Origin of the sequence: Rathayibacter sp. PhB179 (genome assembly GCF_004345345.1) — a bacterium.
Lineage (GTDB): Bacteria > Actinomycetota > Actinomycetes > Actinomycetales > Microbacteriaceae > Rathayibacter > Rathayibacter festucae.
In genome coordinates this window covers 104,481-119,035 of the sequence record NZ_SLVD01000003.1, presented here as the reverse complement: position 1 = coordinate 119,035, position 14,555 = coordinate 104,481, and the positions used below count along the sequence as shown (strand labels likewise).

Genomic DNA, 14,555 nt, shown 5'->3' with positions numbered 1-14,555 from the left:
CCTGGGGCGCTATGCGCCGATCTTGTGCTCTCCGCGACGGGCGCGGAGGTAGGCGAGGCGCTCCTCGAGCAGCTCCTCGAGTTCCGCACGGGTGCGGCGCTCCAGCAGCATGTCCCAGTGGGTGCGCGGTGCCTTCTGCTCGCCCCGGTCGATGACGACGGGCTTCGAATCCACCAGCAGCACGGCCTCGTGGCCGCAGTTGCGGCACTCCCAGGTCTCGGGCGCTTCGGCGTCGGCCGAGAACACCATGTCGGTGTCGTGGCCGCAATCCGAGCAGTGGTACGTGAACGTCGATCGCGGTGAGAAGACGACGCCTTCTTCGCTCTGCAGGCTCTGTGAGCCGAGCCTCATCCCGCGCAAGCTTCGATCTGCCATTGTGTGGTCTCCTCTCGCTGTGCTCCGACAAGTGTCGACCGCGGACCTGGGGGTGGTCCGGGGAGGCCTCCGTTTGCCAGAGGATCGTCAGGTGAACCGGCCTTCTGCGGCGTGATCGGAGGGGCCGTCGTCGCGGCCTGAAGCACCGTCCACGGCGGTGCGGGCGAGGTCGGTCCGGTCGGTCACGAGCCCGTCGACGCCGAGGTCGAGGAGGGCGCGCATCCGCCGCGGATCGTTGATCGTCCAGAGGTGGATCTCGGCTCCGGTGATCCGCAGTCGCGCGAGGATCCGGGGCGCGGTGACCCGCAGTCCGGCCGCGCGCTCGGGGACCTGGAGGGCGTCGATGCCGCGGAGCGCCCGCCGGACGAGGGACGGGGACCCGAGGTGCGCGCCGACGAGGGCGGCGACGAAGCGGGGGGCGGAGGCGGAGGTCGCGACCCCCGGGAGCCGTCGCACGGCCGCGCGGCGTCGCGACTCCGAGAAGGAGGTGATCAGCACGCGGTCCCGCGCACCCGCGGCGCGGACCGCCTCGACCACCGGGGCGACGGCCGTCCTCGCCTTGACGTCGATGTTGAAGCGGGCGTGCGGGAGGAGGCGGAGCGCCTCGGCGAGGGGGAGCAGCCCCTCCCCGGAGGGCAGGACGAGATCGGCCAGCTCCTCCCAGCGGGTGGTCTCGATCCGATGGCGGACACCTCGCTCGTCCGCGACCTCCTCGTCGTGCACGAGCACCGCGACGCCGTCGAGCGAGGCGCGGACGTCGGTCTCGAGCAGGTCCGCGCCCGCGGCGAGGGCGCGCTCGAACGACTCCAGGGTGTTCCCCTCACCGCCCGGCGCGAAGCCGCGGTGGGCGATGACGCGCGGCCGCCGGCCCGAGAGGAACGGCGGCCGCGTGGTCGTCATGGCGGAGGAGCCCTAGAAGGACGGGGCCGGGGGAGTCATCCCCGAGCCGTCCTGCTCGCGCTCCGGCCGGGTCGGCGAGTTCTTGCCGAACGCCTGACCCATGCCCTTGAGCGCCTCCGTGAGCTCGCTCGGCACGATCCAGAGCTTGTTGGCGCTGCCCTCCGCGATCTTGGGCAGCATCTGCAGGTACTCGTAGGCGAGCAGCTCGTTGTCCGGGCGGCCCTCGTGGATGGCGGAGAAGACGGTGGTGATCGCCTTCGCCTCACCCTCGGCGCGGAGGACCGCGGCCTTCGCATCACCCTCGGCCGCGAGGATCGCCGCCTGGCGGTGTCCCTCCGCGTTCAGGATCTGCGACTGCTTCGTGCCCTCGGCGGTGAGGATCACCGCGCGGCGGTCGCGCTCGGCGCGCATCTGCTTCTCCATCGAGTCCTGGATGGAGATCGGCGGGTCGATCGCCTTGAGCTCGACGCGTCCGACGCGGATGCCCCACTTGCCGGTGGCCTCGTCGAGGACGATGCGCAGCTGGCCGTTGATGTTGTCGCGGGAGGTCAGCGCCTCCTCGAGGTTGAGCCCGCCGACCACGTTGCGGAGCGTGGTGGTGGTGAGCTGCTCGACGGCACCGAGGTAGTTGGCGATCTCGTAGGTCGCGGCCCGGGCGTCGGTCACCTGGAAGTAGACGACCGTGTCGATCGAGACGACCAGGTTGTCCTCGGTGATGACGGGCTGCGGCGGGAAGGAGACGACCTGCTCGCGCAGATCGACGGACGGGCGGACCCGGTCGATGAAGGGGATCACCAGGTTGAGGCCCGGGAGGAGGGTGCGGTGGTACTTGCCCAGGCGCTCGACGACCCCGGCCGTGGCCTGCGGGACGATGCGGATGGCCTTGAACAGCACCACCAGGGCGAAGAGCACGATGACCGCGATGATCACCGTGGTCACGACTGCTGCGGTGTTCACGAGGAGCTCCTTTCGGCGGGGACGACGACCGCGGTCGCGCCCTCGATGGCGGTGACGACGACACGTTCGCCGAGACCGAGCGGACGGGATTCGACGAGCGGGGACAGCTTGAGCGTCCACGTCTCGCCGTTGACGAGTTTCACCTGGCCGGGGCCGGGCCCCGCGATGACGACGCTGCCGGCGAGGCCGAGCAGCGCGTCGGCTCCGGTCGGCGTCGGGTCGCCGCCGCGCTTGAGCAGCCGCAGCAGCGGGGGTCTGACCAGGAAGAGCAGCAGCACGGCGAGGACCGCGGCGACCGGGACCTGCACCCAGAACGGGGCGCCGGCGAGGCCGGTCGCGAGGCCGCCGATGCTGCCGACCGCGAGCATCAGGAACGTGAACTCGAGAGTGATCATCTCGACGATCACGAAGATCAGGATGAGGGCGATCCAGAGGATCCAGGCGTACTGAGTCACTGCGTCCATGCGGTGCTCCTTCCCCTTACGAGCACGGGAGTCAACGGTAGCAAGGGGGGCTGGGAGGGGAGTGGGCGGCGCGGGACCGGCGCCGGCGGCGGCGGCTTGGTAGGCTCCTGCGTCGGGCCGTGGGCCCGTCACCCGTGCCCGATCCGGCTCTTGCGCCGGCGTCCTGGAGGATCTCCTCGTGTCCAACCCCCTCGCTCCCGGCTCGCTCGACGGCAAGCGCGTCCTCGTCACCGGCTCCTCGCGCGGCATCGGCGCCGACACCGTCCGCTACTTCGCCGAGGCCGGCGCGAGCGTCGTCGTCAACTACCGCTCGAAGGCGCCGCGCGCGACGAAGCTCGTCGACCAGATCACCGCCGCGGGCGGCTCGGCCTTCGCGGTGGGCGCCGACCTCACCGACGCGGAGTCGCGGACCGCGCTGTTCGCGGAGGTCGAGGAGAAGCTCGGCGGGCTCGACGTGCTCGTGCTGAACGCCTCCGGCGGCATGGAGAGCAACATGGGCGAGGACTACGCGATGGTCCTCAACCGCGACTCGCAGGTCGCCACGCTCGAGGCGGCGCTGCCGCTGCTGGGCGAGGGCTCGCGCATCGTCTTCGTCACCAGCCACCAGGCGCACTTCATCCGGACCACGCCGACCATGCCGGAGTACGAGCCGGTCGCGCTGTCCAAGCGCGCGGGCGAGGACGCCCTCCGCGAGCGGATCCCGGCGCTGACCGAGCGCGGTATCGAGTTCGTCGTCGTCTCCGGCGACATGATCGAGGGCACCATCACCGCGACGCTGCTCGAGCGCTCGAACCCCGGGGCGATCAGCTCGCGTCGCGAATCGGCGGGGAAGCTCTACAACGTCGGCGAGTTCGCGGCCGAGGTCGCCCTCGCGGCGGTCGAGCCGATCCCCGCCGAGAACACCCGCCTCGTCGGCGACACGGCCGACTTCGCCTGACTCCGGCGCCTGAGGGGCGCGTCCGGCGTTGCAGGGCGGAGCCTCATCGGGTTCAGCACCGCCCTGCGGGACCAGGACGTCCTGATGCTGTTCGCAGCGGCGGCCGCGGCGGATTGGTCGGGATCTCCGGGCGGTCAGCGGGTCGCGGTCGTCCTCGGGTCGGTCACGAACCTGATCGCGGGGAGGCCGGCCAGCTCCGGCGACACGCAGGCGATGACCTCGGCGCAGTGGTCGACGGATCGCCGGCGGAGGAACGACCAGCACTTCAGCGAGGCGGGGCGGCGCTCCAGCGGCAGGTGCGCGGCCTCGACGAGGATCGCGGTGGGCGAGCGGTACAGGATCCGGACCGGGACGTGGATGCTGCGGCCGTCGAGCATCCACTCCGACACGGCCCGCAACCGGCCGCGCTGCTGATCCACGCCGATGGTGAGGACGCTCCGGAAGTCCTCCGAGGCGGCTCCCATGCCGATCTGGAAGTCGCCGTCGGTGCCGTCGAGGAGGAAGGCGACGTCGAGTCCGTTCCTGTGACGGACGGCGAAGGTCGTGAGCGGGCGCGCGCTCTCGGGCGTCGACGCCGGGGCGCCGGTCTCGCGGGAGCGCTGCTGCGCGACGTCCACGTCCATGGGGGCACTCGTTCCGTCGGTGCGCGTCATCCTCGACACGCCCTGCTGCGAGTTTAGAGGCGGGCGCCCAGCCGTGTCCTCCTCCGCACACTCCGGCCGAGGGGACCGCCGCTGCGGACGCCGGTCACTGCTTCCCGGTCAGGGTGGTCAGCATCTCCTGGATGCTCGTCTTCTCGGCGGCCGGGTCCGGGGTGCCGGCGCGGACGGAGGAGAGGACGGGGTCGATCTGCTGGTCGACGTAAGTCCACGTCTGGCAGTTCGCAGCGCTCAAGGCGGGCTCGGCGTCGTCCCAGGCGGTCTCGAGGTCGGTGGCGCGGGCTTTCGCGGCGGCCTGGTCGCCGCTGGTGACGAGGGCGAGGGTGTCGGCGGTGATCGTCTGGAAGTTCTGCACGTCGGCGGCCGGGAAGTCCGCCTGAACCGACGCCTGTGCGTCGGCCGCGGAGTAGGTCCCTGATGCGTCGCAGGCCGGGGCTGCGCCTTCCGGTGCCGGAGTGGTGTGCGGCTGGCTGTTCGTGAAGGCGAGCAGACCGACGACAGCGACGGCGAGGACCGCTAACGCGACGAGCGAGCGTCGCTCCCGAGCGACGGGCGGGTTGTGGTGCTCCTGAGCGCCCTTGTCGACGTCGGCCTTGCTGAGGGAGAGGTACACGACCGTGGCGAGGATGGCGAGCAGGAAGATGATGCTGGTGACGAAGGTGCCCAGGCCCAGGCCCTGTTCGTCGGGGGAGAGGCCCAGCCAGTCGCCGATGTTGGCGCCGAGGGGACGGGTGAGGATGTAGGCGATCCAGAACGCGAGGACGGGGTTCGCTCCGTAGCGCCAGAGTCCGGTGACGATGGCGATCAGGGCGAGGGGCAGGAGGATCGAGACGCCGGGGCCCCAGCCGGTGAGTTCGAGGGTCCAGTCGCCGAGGGCGGTGCCGAGCGCGAAGGTGACGAGGACGGTGAGCCAGTAGAAGGCCTCGCGCGGGGTGGTGTCGATGCTGTGGATGGAGAGGGTGCGCTCCTTGGAGTACCAGACGCCGAACACGATCGCGAGGAGCGCGGAGAAGACGAGGGAGCTGGCCCAGAGGGGGACGCCGAGCTGGTCGGTGAGGATGTCGGTGAGCAGGGTGCCGGTGACGCTCATGACGACGACGGTCAGCCAGTACGCGGCGGGCAGGTAGCGGCGCAGCCGCATCTGGATCGCGAGCACGACTGCGGTGACGATGATGAAGATCACGGCGGTCGCAATGAGGCCGACGCCGAGGACCATGTTGATCCAGTCGGCGAAGCTCTCACCGACGGTGGTGCAGAGGATCTTGATGATCCAGAACCAGATCGTGACCTCGGGGACCTTGCTGAGCAGCCGGTGCACCGGGAAGCGGGTCGTCGTCGTTGAAGTGTCCATGCCGGCAGAGTCCCAGCCGGGACGGGGGCGGCGGCTCGGGATGCGCCCTGCTGCGTTGTGTTTGCTCACAACGACCAGAAGCTCCGCGGTTCGACCAGGTCAGTACCGAGCCGATGGGCTGAGGTTCTGTGCTTTCACAACGGTTGCAGGGGAATCCTCTGCCGCAGGTGGACGTGCGTTCGTAGCGTGGACTCCTTCGGCGTGCTCCGCGTCGAGAGACGAGGACGACACTGATGCCGAATCACGAACCTCTGGCCGATGGTGCGATCGCGTATCGGGCGGCGCGGCGCTGGCCGCTGATCTCGGCGGGCCTCGCGGTGCTGCTCACCGGACTCCTGGCCGCGCTGATCTTCTACCGCGAGCACGACAGGCCGTTCGGGTTCGACACCGCGTGGATGAACGAGGTCGTCGAGCACCGGTCCATGTTCTGGCTGGTGCCGTCGCTGGTGATGAACAGCCTGGGCGGCGGGATCGTCGGCACGATCGTGGTCCCGCTCATCGTGTTCGTGGCGCTGCTGGTCCGGAGGGGTCGGTGGGCGGCGACGTACTTCGCGATCGCCGCGCCGCTTAGTGGGCTGCTGGTGCAGATCCTCAAGAACGCGGTGGGGCGTCCGCGGCCGCTGGAGATCCTCGTGAACGCGGACTTCGGCTCGTTCCCCTCGGGGCACAGCGCGAACGCCGCGACGACCGCGGTGGTCCTCGCGATCGTCTTCCCGCTGTGGTGGGTCCGGGTCGCCGGTGCCTTCTACACGGTGGCGATGATGCTCAGCCGCACGTACCTCGGTGCGCACTGGATCTCCGACACCGTCGGCGGGCTGCTCCTGGGTGCCGGTGTCGCGCTGATCGTCTGGGCGCCGCTCGCGGTCCGGCTGCACACCGAGCGGGTGTCGTCACCGCCGCCCCTCTGGCGGCGGGTCGCCCGACGGCGCGCCCTCGGCTGATGGACCGTCAGGGCTGAGGCTTCACCACGTCGCCGCGGAGGATCGTCAGGAGGACGACGGCGACGATCGACCCCGACGCGACCAGGCCCGCGAGTACCACGATCTGGAAGACGCCCGCCGCCACCGGCGAGAGCCCGCCGAAGACGGCGCCGACGAACGCACCGGGCAGGACGACGAGACCCGTGGTCCTCGTCTGGTCGGTCAGCGGCACGAGCCCGGTCCAGGCCGCCTCCCGTGCCAGGCCGAGCGTGGCCTGCCGCGGCCGCGCGCCGAGAGCCAGCCAGCCCTCGACCTGATCCCAGCGGTCGGCGAGCGTCGCGGCCAGCGCTCGACCGGTGACGGTCGCGACGGTCATCGCGCCGCCGAGGAGGATGCCGCCGACCGCGAGGACGTAGCGGCCGGTGGACGGGACGGCCCCGAGCCCGAAGACGATCCCGGCGCTGACCGCGACCCCGGCCGCCATCGCCGCGGTGACGGCGAGGACCGTGCGCCGGGTGCGGCCGAGGCGGCCGGCCGCGGTGAGCACTGCGGCACCGAACATGACGGCCAGGAAGAGCAGGACCCAGCGGAGGTCCGCGATGACTCCCGAGAGGATCACCGCGAGGACCGCGAGCTGAGCGCCTCCGCGGAGGATCGCCAGCGCCGGCCGGGCGAACGAGACGACTCCGAAGGCGCGGAGGGCGGCCACGGAGACTGCCGCGCACATCGCGACCGCCGTGACCACGGCCGCCGGAGTCACCTGGTGGAGGGGCGTTCCTGGAGGACCCAGGTGTTGCCGTCGAGGTCGGTGAAGAAGACGAACGAGTTCCACTCGCCGCCGCGGCCTTCTAGGCGGACTCCGTCCTCGAAGTGCGTCACCGGGCTGACGTCCACCCCGCGCTCGGCGAGCTCGGCACGGGCGACGTCGATGTCGTCGACGACGAGCTGCAGCCCTTCGAGCCGGTTGGGACCGGTCTTGAGCTGGATGCTGCTGTGCGAGCCGGGCGGGGTGAGCTGCACGATGCGCATCTCGTCGCTGATCCGCACGTCGAGGTCGAGGTGGAACCCGACCTGGTCGACGTAGAACGCTTTCGCCCGATCGACGTCCTCGACGGTGACGGGCACTACTTCAAGATTCCACTGCACAGGGTGCCCCTTCGAGGAAGTGATGGACGAGGCGATTCGTCGGTCGCCGTCCAGTGTGTCCGGCGCGAGGGCGCCGGGCAATCGGGTGTCAGCTCGCCGTGATCGTCCCGGTCAGCAGCAGCCCGGACACGACGAGGGCCAGGGCGACGCGGTAGCCGACGAAGACGCCGAAGCCGTGGCCCGCGACGTAGCGCAGCAGCCACGCGATCGACGCGTACGCGACCACGAAGGAGACGACGGTCGCGACGAGGGTCGGGATCCAGCCGACGCTCGCGCTGACCTCGGACGCGGCCGTGGCCGCTTCATAGGCGCCGGCGGCGGTGAGTGCGGGGATGGAGAGGTAGAACGCGAACTTCGTCGCGGTCACTCGATCGAGCCCGCGGAACAGGCCTCCGCTGATGGTCGCTCCGGAGCGAGAGACGCCAGGGATCAGCGCGATGCACTGCACGAGGCCGATGACGACCGCGTCCCTCCGGGTGATCGCGCGACGGTCCTTGGTCTGGGCGCCGACGCGTTCGGCGACGAGCATCACGACGCTCCAGCCGAGCAGCGCGGCGACGACCACCCACAGATTGCGCAGGCCTCCGCTGATGAGGTCCTTGCCGAGGAACCCGATGATCCCGATCGGGATCGATCCGAGGATCACGTACCAGGCGATCCGGTAGTTCGTCCGCTTGCGCTGCGAAGGGTGCCGCAGCCCGACGAACCACGCGGTGGCGAGCTCGGCGATGTCCTTCCGGAAGTACAGGAGCACGGCGGCGATCGCGCCGATCTGGATGATCGCGGTGAACGCGGTCACCCCGACGTCGTCGACGCGGAGACCCATCAGCTTCTCGGCGATGGTGAGGTGCCCGGTGCTGGAGACCGGGAGGAACTCGGTCAGCCCCTCGATGATGCCGAGGATGATCGCCTGGAGGATGTCCATCGGGTCCGTTCCGGTCGGAGAGGAGTCGCGGGGGATCCCGCGAGCGCTTCCGAGAGTAGGGATCGCGACGGCCGTGCTCGGCCGGAATCCGGGTCGCTGTGTGCATCTTCAACGACCCCGGCGAACACCCCAGCATCCGATGCCGCACGCTCCTCGAGCATGACGGGATGACGCATCTCGCCGCCCCGCGCCGAACACCGCCCCTTCGACCTCGCGGCAGTGTTCTCGCCGGCCGCTACGTCGCCTCCACGGTGCCCGAGGCGACGGTGCTGTTCTGGATCCTGAAGGTGCTGACCACCGGGATGGGCGAGACGGCGTCCGACTTCCTCGCGACCGCGTTCGATCCGGTGCTCGTGGTCGGCGTGACCGGGCTCGCGTTCCTCGCGGCCCTCGCGCTCCAGTTCGCGGTCCGCCGGTACCTCCCCTGGGTGTACTGGCTGGCGGTGCTGATGGTGAGCGTCTTCGGCACGATGGCCGCCGACGTGCTGCACGTGGTCGCCGGGGTCCCGTACCTCGTCTCCACTCTCGGGTTCGCGGTGGCTCTCGCGGCGGTCTTCGCCGTGTGGTGGCGGGTGGAGCGGACGCTCTCGATCCACTCGCTCACGACGCCGCGCCGCGCCCTGTTCTACTGGCTCGCCGTCTCCGGGACGTTCGCGCTCGGCACGGCCGCGGGGGACCTGACCGCGTCGACGCTCGGCTTCGGCTATCTGCCCTCCGCTGTCCTGTTCGCGGTGATCATCACAGTGCCGGCGCTCGCGCACCGCTTTGCGGGGATGAACGCGGTCCTCGCGTTCTGGTTCGCCTACGTCGTCACCCGTCCGCTCGGGGCGTCGGTGTGCGACTGGCTCGCCGACCCCGCGAGCCGCAGCGGACTCGGGCTGGGCACCGGCCCGGTCACGCTCGCAGCCCTGGCGGTGTTCCTCCTCCTGGTCGCTGTGATCGCTCTCGGCCGGAGACCGCGCGCCGGCACGTCGGCGCTCTGACGCGCGGACCGGCCGCCTCAGCCGGCGACCGGGCCGAGGTGGCGGGCGAAGAACCGGGCCGCGTCCTCGGCCGCGAAGTGCGGGACGCCGGTGTGGCTGCCGGTGTTCGCGGAGAGGGTCTTCTCGGGGGAGGCGAAGGCGTCGAAGAGAGCCAGGGCTGCTGCGCGGTCGTTTCCCTCGTCGTCCCACTGCAGGAGGACGTGGAGCGGGACGGTGACCCGCCGCGCCTCCTCCATCGTGATGCGGGGCAAGTAGCTCCCGGCGAAGAGCCCGGCCGCAGCGATGCGCGGATCGAGGGCAGCGAGGCGGGTGCCGACGGCGATCACGCCGCCCGAGAATCCGACCTTCCCCGCGATCTCGGGACGACCGAGAACCTCGTCGAGTGTCAACTGCCACTCCGGTACCGCCCGATCGACGAGGGGGAGGATCAGCCGGTCGACGACGTCCGTCCCCGGCAGGCGGCCGCTGGAGAGTGCCCGGCGGAGGTCTGCTCGAGCCTGTTCGGCGCCGGGCAGCGGGGTGCGGTCGCCGGCCCCGGGCATCTCGATCGCGACGGTGGCGAAGCCGTGGCCCGCGGCGTCGAGTGCTCGCGCGAGGAGTCGGGGACGCATGCGCCGCATCCCGAGCCCGCCGGGCTGGCCGAGGAGGATCAGCGGGACGGGCGCGGTGGCGGAGGCGGCGGGCGGCGTCCAGAGGATGCCGGAGAAGTCGGTGAGGGTGAACTCGCGCTCGAGGACACCCTCGTCGAGGGTGCGTGCGGTGAGGATGTGCATGGTCGTGCCTTTCGGGAGTGCTGCTCGGAGGCGGCGCTCCCGGACGATCTATCGCCCGACCGTGACTCCTCGGAGGAGCACCCACGTCGATCCGTTCACGGGTACCACCTCCTGCGTTCCTGCACGGAAGGCAGACGATATCAGCGCCGGGTCGAACGCGGCGAGCAGAGACCCGACGCGCGGGATCGAGGGTCTCCTTCTCGCGTCGCGGTCCAGCAGTGCTCAGGCGTCGCGGCGGGCGCGGTTCTTCTGCCGCCAGTAGGTGAGCGCGATGCCGGCGAGGCTGATCACGACGATGCCGACGAGGACGATGTCGATGTACTTCCCGACGAAGTCCGCGACGCCGGGGATCTGCCCGAGGAAGAAGCCGAGCAGGATGACGCCGGTGGACCAGACGGCCGCGCCGAGGGCGTTGAAGCCGACGAAGTGGGCGTAGTGCATCTTCCCGACGCCGGCCGCGACGGGGGCGAAGGTGCGCACGACCGGGACGAAGCGGGCGATGGTGACCGCCCAGCCGCCGAAGCGGTCGAAGAACTTCTGGGTGCGGGCGACGCTCGAGCGGCTGAACAGGCCGCTGTCCTTGCGCTCGAAGATCCGCGGGCCGGTCTCGCGGCCGATGACGAACCCGAGCTGATCGCCCAGGAATGCGGACACGGCGACCATCAGGATCACCAGCGGCACCGGGAGGGAGATCACGCCGGTCGCGACGAACACTCCGGTGAAGAAGAGGAGGGTGTCGCCGGGGAGGAAGAACCCGATCAGCAGGCCCGTCTCGACGAAGGCGATCAGGCAGACCAGGGCGATCGCCCAGGGGCCGGCGCCGTCGAGGAGGGATTGGGGGTCGATCATCGGTTCTCCTTGGGAGGGGTGTGGTCGGGATGCGTCGTGGGGAGTCGGATCTCGACACCGAGGCCGTGGGGGGCGAGGTTGCGGATCGTGAGCTGTCCGCCGGCGGCCCGGCTGAGGCCGGCGACGATCGCGAGCCCGAGGCCGGCACCGCCCTCGCGGGAGCGGGCGGCGTCGGGGCGGGTGAAGCGGTCGGTCGCGACGGCGAGGAACGCATCGGGGACGCCCGGGCCGTCGTCGTCGACGGAGAGGACGATCTCCTCGGCGCGCTCGACGAGGGTCGCGGTGACGCTGCCGCCGTCGGGCGTCGCGGTGACGGCGTTCGCGAGCAGGTTGTCCAGGATCCGGCCGAAGTCGGTCGGGGAGACCGGGTAGCGGGCTGCAGCGACCGAGGCGGGGGCGACGAAGTCGATCGCGAGCTCCCGGTCGCGGGCGAGCATCCGGGCGCGGTCGACGCTGTCGGCGACCTCCTCGCGCAGGGCCGCCGAGGAGGCGTCCCCGGCGACGGTGCCGGCGTCGATCCTCGACAGGATCAGCAGCCCGTCGGTCAGCGACTGGAGGCGGTCGATCGAGCGGCGCGCGTCGACGACGTCGGCGTAGAGCGCCGCCGGATCGTCGCGGACGCGCTCGGCGAGCTCGAGGCGGGTGCGCAGGGCGGCGAGCGGGGTGCGCAGCTCGTGGCTCGCATCGGCGACGAGCCGCCGCTCCCGGTCCGCGGACTCCCGCAGATCCGCGATCAGCGCGTTCAGCGTCGAGGCGAGGTCGGAGAGCTCGTCGCGGGCCGGCCCGACGGGGAGCAGCTCGGTGGAGCGGCCGCGGCGCAGCCGGTCGGCGATCGCGCGCATCCGGCCGACGGGGCGCAGCGCGAGGCCGACGAGGAGCCAGGAGGTGGCGGCGAACGCGACGAACAGGATCGCCAGGGCGATCAGCAGGGTGGTGCTGACACCGCCCACCACCGCCTCGGCGGTGTCGCGACTCTCCTCGATCAGCGCCTGCGACGCTCCCGAGCGGACCAGCTCGATCGTGGAGGCGTCGAGGATGTGATCGAGCTGCTCGCGCACGACGATCGCGACGATCCCGAAGAACAGCATCGCGACCAGCAGGCTCGACACCGTGATCCGCACGCGGATCGACAGCGACCGCCAGCTCACGACTTCACCCCGAGGCGATAGCCCGCGCCCCGACGGGTGACGATCTCGACCGACGCGCCACCAGCGGCGAGCTTGCGGCGGAGGTAGCTGATGTACTGCTCCGCGATGTTGTGATCGACGAACTCCGCGGAACCCCAGACCTCGAGCAGGATCTCCTCCCGCGGCACGAACTCGCCGGCCCGCGCCGCGAGCGCGCGGAGCACCCCGAACTCCTTCGGGCTCAACGGCAGCACGGACCCGTCGACGGAGGCGGTGTGCGTGTAGGGGTCCACCCGGAGATCGCCGAGCAGGACCGGGGCGCGGTTCGTCAGGCGCTCGCGGCGGATCATCGCCCGCAGGCGGGCGGAGAGCTCCTCGAAGTGGAACGGCTTCGCGAGGTAGTCGTCGGCGCCGGCATCGAGGCCGAAGACCCGGTCCTGCAGCGCGTCGCGGGCGGTGAGCATGATCACCGGGAGCGTGGCGCCGGTCGCGCGCAGGTGCCGGCAGATCTCGAAGCCGCTCATGCCGGGAAGCATCACGTCCAGGACGGCCGCCGCGTACTCGGTGCCGCGCGCCGCGTTCAGCGCACCGACGCCGTCGGGGAACAGGTCGACGTCGTAGCCGTCGCCGGTGAGACCTCGCACGAGGAGCTCCCCCATCTCGACGTCGTCTTCCACGACCAGCACCGCGTCACGCATCAGGGCCTCCCACGGTCATGGTCGCACCGGCGACGGGCGGGAGTCGGCCGGATCCGCGGAGATATGGACGTTCTCAGCGCCGACCGCCGGATGTGGAGGAAGCCACGGGGCGGACCTGCGCGGGTGGTGCGGCGGGTGTGCTGCGGCCCCGGTCCTTGCCGGGGTGGATCTCGATACGCCCGCTGCGCGGGCTACTCGATCAGCATGAATGCGGGCGCGGGCGAGTGCGTCGGGTGTTGTGCGGCAGATGTCCTCGCCGGGGTGGCTCTCCGTGGAAGAAACGCCCGCCCACATGCTGGTCGAGTAGCCCCGAAGGGGCGTATCGAGACCCTCCCACCCCGAGGACGTCGGTCTTTTCCCCGCCCTGCGCTGGCGCCGGAAGCGCCCCCTTCGCTCGATGCGCCCGCTGGGCGGGCTGCTCGATCAGCAGGACGACGCGCGGGGGTGGTCAGCAGCAGGTGCAGGAGGGGCTGTTCTCGGCGGTGAGGGCGGCGACCGGCTGCTTGCAGGCGTCGCCCCGCCACGCCTCGAGGCCCTCACGGACGGCGAAGGCGGCGATGACGAGACCGGCGACCGGGTCGGCCCAGGTCCAGCCGAGGGTGCTGTTGAGCAGCAGGCCGACGAGGACGGCGGCGGAGAGGGAGGAGCAGAGCAGGGTCTGCTTCGAGTCGGCCACGGCGGAGGCGGAGCCGAGCTCCAGGCCGGTGCGGCGCTCGACCAGGGAGAAGGCCGGCATCACGAGCAGGCTCACCGCCGCGAGCACGATGCCGACGGGGGAGTGCTGCGCCTCGGAGAAGCCGAGCAGGGCGCGGGCGGAGTCGACCGCGACGAAGGCGGCCAGGCCGAAGAAGGACAGGGCGATCACCCGCAGCGCCGTGCGCTCGCGGGCGTGCGGATCGCGGCCGGAGAACTGCCAGGCCACGGCGGCCGCCGAGAGCACCTCGACGACGGAGTCGAGTCCGAAGCCGACGAGCGCTGCGGAGGACGCGACCGTCCCGGCCGCGAGGGCGACGATCGCCTCGACGACGTTGTAGCCGATGGTCGCCGCGACGATCCAGCGGATGCGCCGCTGCAGGACGCGGCGGCGGGCCGGGGCGAGCGGCGCGCGGAGCGGGAGGGCATTCATGCGCAGTGGCAGCTCTCGCCGGAGCAGCAGTCCGGATCGACCACCAGCACCAGGCGCAGCAGGTCGTCGAGCGCGCCGGCCAGCCGGGTCTCCGCCAGGCGGTACCAGGTGTAGCGGCCGTCCTTGACGGCCTCGACGAGTCCGCAGCCGCGCAGGCAGGCGAGCTGGTTCGACATCACCTGCCGGGACACGCCGAGCGCGTCAGACAGATCGGAGGGGACGGCCGGCGCCTCGCGCAGCGCGAGCAGGATCCGCGCCCGGGTCTCGTCCGCCAGAGCGGAGCCCAGGCGCGCGAGGGCGGCGGAGTGGGTCACGGTCACGGTCGCGGTGTCGGTCACGCGGCCACAGTACACGGAGTGCTGTAT

At 71.3% G+C, this 14,555-nt stretch carries 18 protein-coding genes; 3 read left to right on the top strand and 15 right to left on the bottom strand.

The features are described from left to right. Window positions 1–9: 9 nt before the first annotated feature. From EDF43_RS07810 to EDF43_RS07795, 4 genes are all read right to left on the bottom strand, one after another. Complete coding sequence (locus tag EDF43_RS07810; RefSeq protein WP_132436204.1) at window positions 10–375, bottom strand: RNA polymerase-binding protein RbpA; 366 nt, start codon at window positions 373–375, stop codon at window positions 10–12. 87 nt (window positions 376–462) lie between these two features. Further along, the gene (locus EDF43_RS07805) at window positions 463–1,275 is read right to left on the bottom strand and encodes a glycerophosphodiester phosphodiesterase family protein (protein WP_132436203.1); all 813 of its coding nucleotides are present in this window, start codon (window positions 1,273–1,275) and stop codon (window positions 463–465) included. 12 nt (window positions 1,276–1,287) lie between these two features. Next, entirely contained in the window at window positions 1,288–2,232 is a 945-nt protein-coding gene (locus EDF43_RS07800; protein ID WP_123704199.1) for an SPFH domain-containing protein, read from the bottom strand. Continuing rightward, window positions 2,229–2,696, bottom strand: a complete 468-nt coding sequence (locus EDF43_RS07795; RefSeq protein ID WP_132436202.1) for an NfeD family protein — start codon at window positions 2,694–2,696, stop codon at window positions 2,229–2,231. Before EDF43_RS07795 ends, EDF43_RS07800 begins: the two co-directional genes overlap by 4 nt. 178 nt (window positions 2,697–2,874) lie before the next feature. Here EDF43_RS07795 and EDF43_RS07790 point away from each other — a divergent pair, with 178 nt between their 5' ends. Then, on the top strand, window positions 2,875–3,633 hold the full coding sequence (locus EDF43_RS07790; RefSeq protein WP_132436201.1) for an SDR family oxidoreductase: 759 nt from the start codon (window positions 2,875–2,877) through the stop codon (window positions 3,631–3,633). Between the two features lie 134 nt (window positions 3,634–3,767). Here the strand turns inward: EDF43_RS07790 and EDF43_RS07785 are convergent, their stop codons facing one another. Then, window positions 3,768–4,256: a hypothetical protein gene (locus EDF43_RS07785; RefSeq protein WP_132436200.1), complete on the bottom strand. Its 489-nt coding sequence runs from the start codon at window positions 4,254–4,256 to the stop codon at window positions 3,768–3,770. 124 nt (window positions 4,257–4,380) lie between these two features. Then, a complete protein-coding gene (locus EDF43_RS07780; protein WP_132436199.1) occupies window positions 4,381–5,643 on the bottom strand; it encodes a hypothetical protein in 1,263 nt (420 codons plus the stop codon). A 233-nt stretch (window positions 5,644–5,876) separates the two neighbouring features. On the opposite strand from EDF43_RS07780, the gene EDF43_RS07775 reads away from it, so the two are divergent. Further along, entirely contained in the window at window positions 5,877–6,584 is a 708-nt protein-coding gene (locus tag EDF43_RS07775) for a phosphatase PAP2 family protein (RefSeq protein WP_132436198.1), read from the top strand. A 7-nt stretch (window positions 6,585–6,591) separates the two neighbouring features. Here the strand turns inward: EDF43_RS07775 and EDF43_RS07770 are convergent, their stop codons facing one another. The 3 genes from EDF43_RS07770 to EDF43_RS07760 all read right to left on the bottom strand — a co-directional run bounded on the left by EDF43_RS07770 (window position 6,592) and on the right by EDF43_RS07760 (window position 8,634). Further along, complete coding sequence (locus EDF43_RS07770; RefSeq protein WP_132436197.1) at window positions 6,592–7,290, bottom strand: ABC transporter permease; 699 nt, start codon at window positions 7,288–7,290, stop codon at window positions 6,592–6,594. Between the two features lie 29 nt (window positions 7,291–7,319). Further along, window positions 7,320–7,709, bottom strand: coding sequence for a VOC family protein (locus EDF43_RS07765; RefSeq protein ID WP_132436196.1), 390 nt, complete (start codon window positions 7,707–7,709; stop codon window positions 7,320–7,322). An 88-nt stretch (window positions 7,710–7,797) separates the two neighbouring features. After that, window positions 7,798–8,634 carry an undecaprenyl-diphosphate phosphatase gene (locus EDF43_RS07760; protein WP_132436195.1) on the bottom strand — a complete coding sequence of 279 codons (837 nt, stop codon included), beginning with the start codon at window positions 8,632–8,634 and terminating at the stop codon, window positions 7,798–7,800. Window positions 8,635–8,801: 167 nt separating this feature from the next. Between EDF43_RS07760 and EDF43_RS07755 the strand changes: the two genes are divergently transcribed. Beyond that, window positions 8,802–9,617 (top strand): hypothetical protein, encoded by an 816-nt coding sequence (locus EDF43_RS07755; protein WP_132436194.1) that lies wholly within the window; start codon window positions 8,802–8,804, stop codon window positions 9,615–9,617. Window positions 9,618–9,634: 17 nt separating this feature from the next. Here the strand turns inward: EDF43_RS07755 and EDF43_RS07750 are convergent, their stop codons facing one another. From EDF43_RS07750 to EDF43_RS07725, 6 genes are all read right to left on the bottom strand, one after another. Next, a complete protein-coding gene (locus EDF43_RS07750; protein ID WP_132436193.1) occupies window positions 9,635–10,390 on the bottom strand; it encodes an alpha/beta hydrolase in 756 nt (251 codons plus the stop codon). A gap of 222 nt (window positions 10,391–10,612) precedes the next feature. Continuing rightward, the gene (locus EDF43_RS07745) at window positions 10,613–11,239 is read right to left on the bottom strand and encodes a VTT domain-containing protein (RefSeq protein WP_132436192.1); all 627 of its coding nucleotides are present in this window, start codon (window positions 11,237–11,239) and stop codon (window positions 10,613–10,615) included. Next, complete coding sequence (locus EDF43_RS07740) at window positions 11,236–12,387, bottom strand: HAMP domain-containing sensor histidine kinase (RefSeq protein WP_243646257.1); 1,152 nt, start codon at window positions 12,385–12,387, stop codon at window positions 11,236–11,238. Before EDF43_RS07740 ends, EDF43_RS07745 begins: the two co-directional genes overlap by 4 nt. After that, on the bottom strand, window positions 12,384–13,064 hold the full coding sequence (locus EDF43_RS07735) for a response regulator transcription factor (RefSeq protein WP_132436191.1): 681 nt from the start codon (window positions 13,062–13,064) through the stop codon (window positions 12,384–12,386). Before EDF43_RS07735 ends, EDF43_RS07740 begins: the two co-directional genes overlap by 4 nt. Before the next feature lie 448 nt (window positions 13,065–13,512). Continuing rightward, window positions 13,513–14,190, bottom strand: a complete 678-nt coding sequence (locus EDF43_RS07730) for a cation transporter (protein ID WP_132436190.1) — start codon at window positions 14,188–14,190, stop codon at window positions 13,513–13,515. Beyond that, entirely contained in the window at window positions 14,187–14,528 is a 342-nt protein-coding gene (locus EDF43_RS07725; protein WP_132436189.1) for a metalloregulator ArsR/SmtB family transcription factor, read from the bottom strand. Before EDF43_RS07725 ends, EDF43_RS07730 begins: the two co-directional genes overlap by 4 nt. Between the last annotated feature and the right edge of the window lie 27 nt (window positions 14,529–14,555).

Bases quoted from the DNA above. Each gene is read 5' to 3' on its own strand.
- EDF43_RS07780 (WP_132436199.1), bottom strand. From the start codon at position 5,643: ATGGACACTTCAACGACGACGACCCGCTTCCCGGTGCACCGGCTGCTC.
- EDF43_RS07745 (WP_132436192.1), bottom strand. From the start codon at position 11,239: ATGATCGACCCCCAATCCCTCCTCGACGGCGCCGGCCCCTGGGCGATC.
- EDF43_RS07735 (WP_132436191.1), bottom strand. From the start codon at position 13,064: ATGCGTGACGCGGTGCTGGTCGTGGAAGACGACGTCGAGATGGGGGAG.
- EDF43_RS07810 (WP_132436204.1), bottom strand. From the start codon at position 375: ATGGCAGATCGAAGCTTGCGCGGGATGAGGCTCGGCTCACAGAGCCTG.
- EDF43_RS07795 (WP_132436202.1), bottom strand. From the start codon at position 2,696: ATGGACGCAGTGACTCAGTACGCCTGGATCCTCTGGATCGCCCTCATC.
- EDF43_RS07770 (WP_132436197.1), bottom strand. From the start codon at position 7,290: ATGTGCGCGGCAGTCTCCGTGGCCGCCCTCCGCGCCTTCGGAGTCGTC.
- EDF43_RS07775 (WP_132436198.1), top strand. From the start codon at position 5,877: ATGCCGAATCACGAACCTCTGGCCGATGGTGCGATCGCGTATCGGGCG.
- EDF43_RS07750 (WP_132436193.1), bottom strand. From the start codon at position 10,390: ATGCACATCCTCACCGCACGCACCCTCGACGAGGGTGTCCTCGAGCGC.
- EDF43_RS07785 (WP_132436200.1), bottom strand. From the start codon at position 4,256: ATGGACGTGGACGTCGCGCAGCAGCGCTCCCGCGAGACCGGCGCCCCG.
- EDF43_RS07730 (WP_132436190.1), bottom strand. From the start codon at position 14,190: ATGAATGCCCTCCCGCTCCGCGCGCCGCTCGCCCCGGCCCGCCGCCGC.
- EDF43_RS07805 (WP_132436203.1), bottom strand. From the start codon at position 1,275: ATGACGACCACGCGGCCGCCGTTCCTCTCGGGCCGGCGGCCGCGCGTC.
- EDF43_RS07755 (WP_132436194.1), top strand. From the start codon at position 8,802: ATGACGCATCTCGCCGCCCCGCGCCGAACACCGCCCCTTCGACCTCGC.
- EDF43_RS07760 (WP_132436195.1), bottom strand. From the start codon at position 8,634: ATGGACATCCTCCAGGCGATCATCCTCGGCATCATCGAGGGGCTGACC.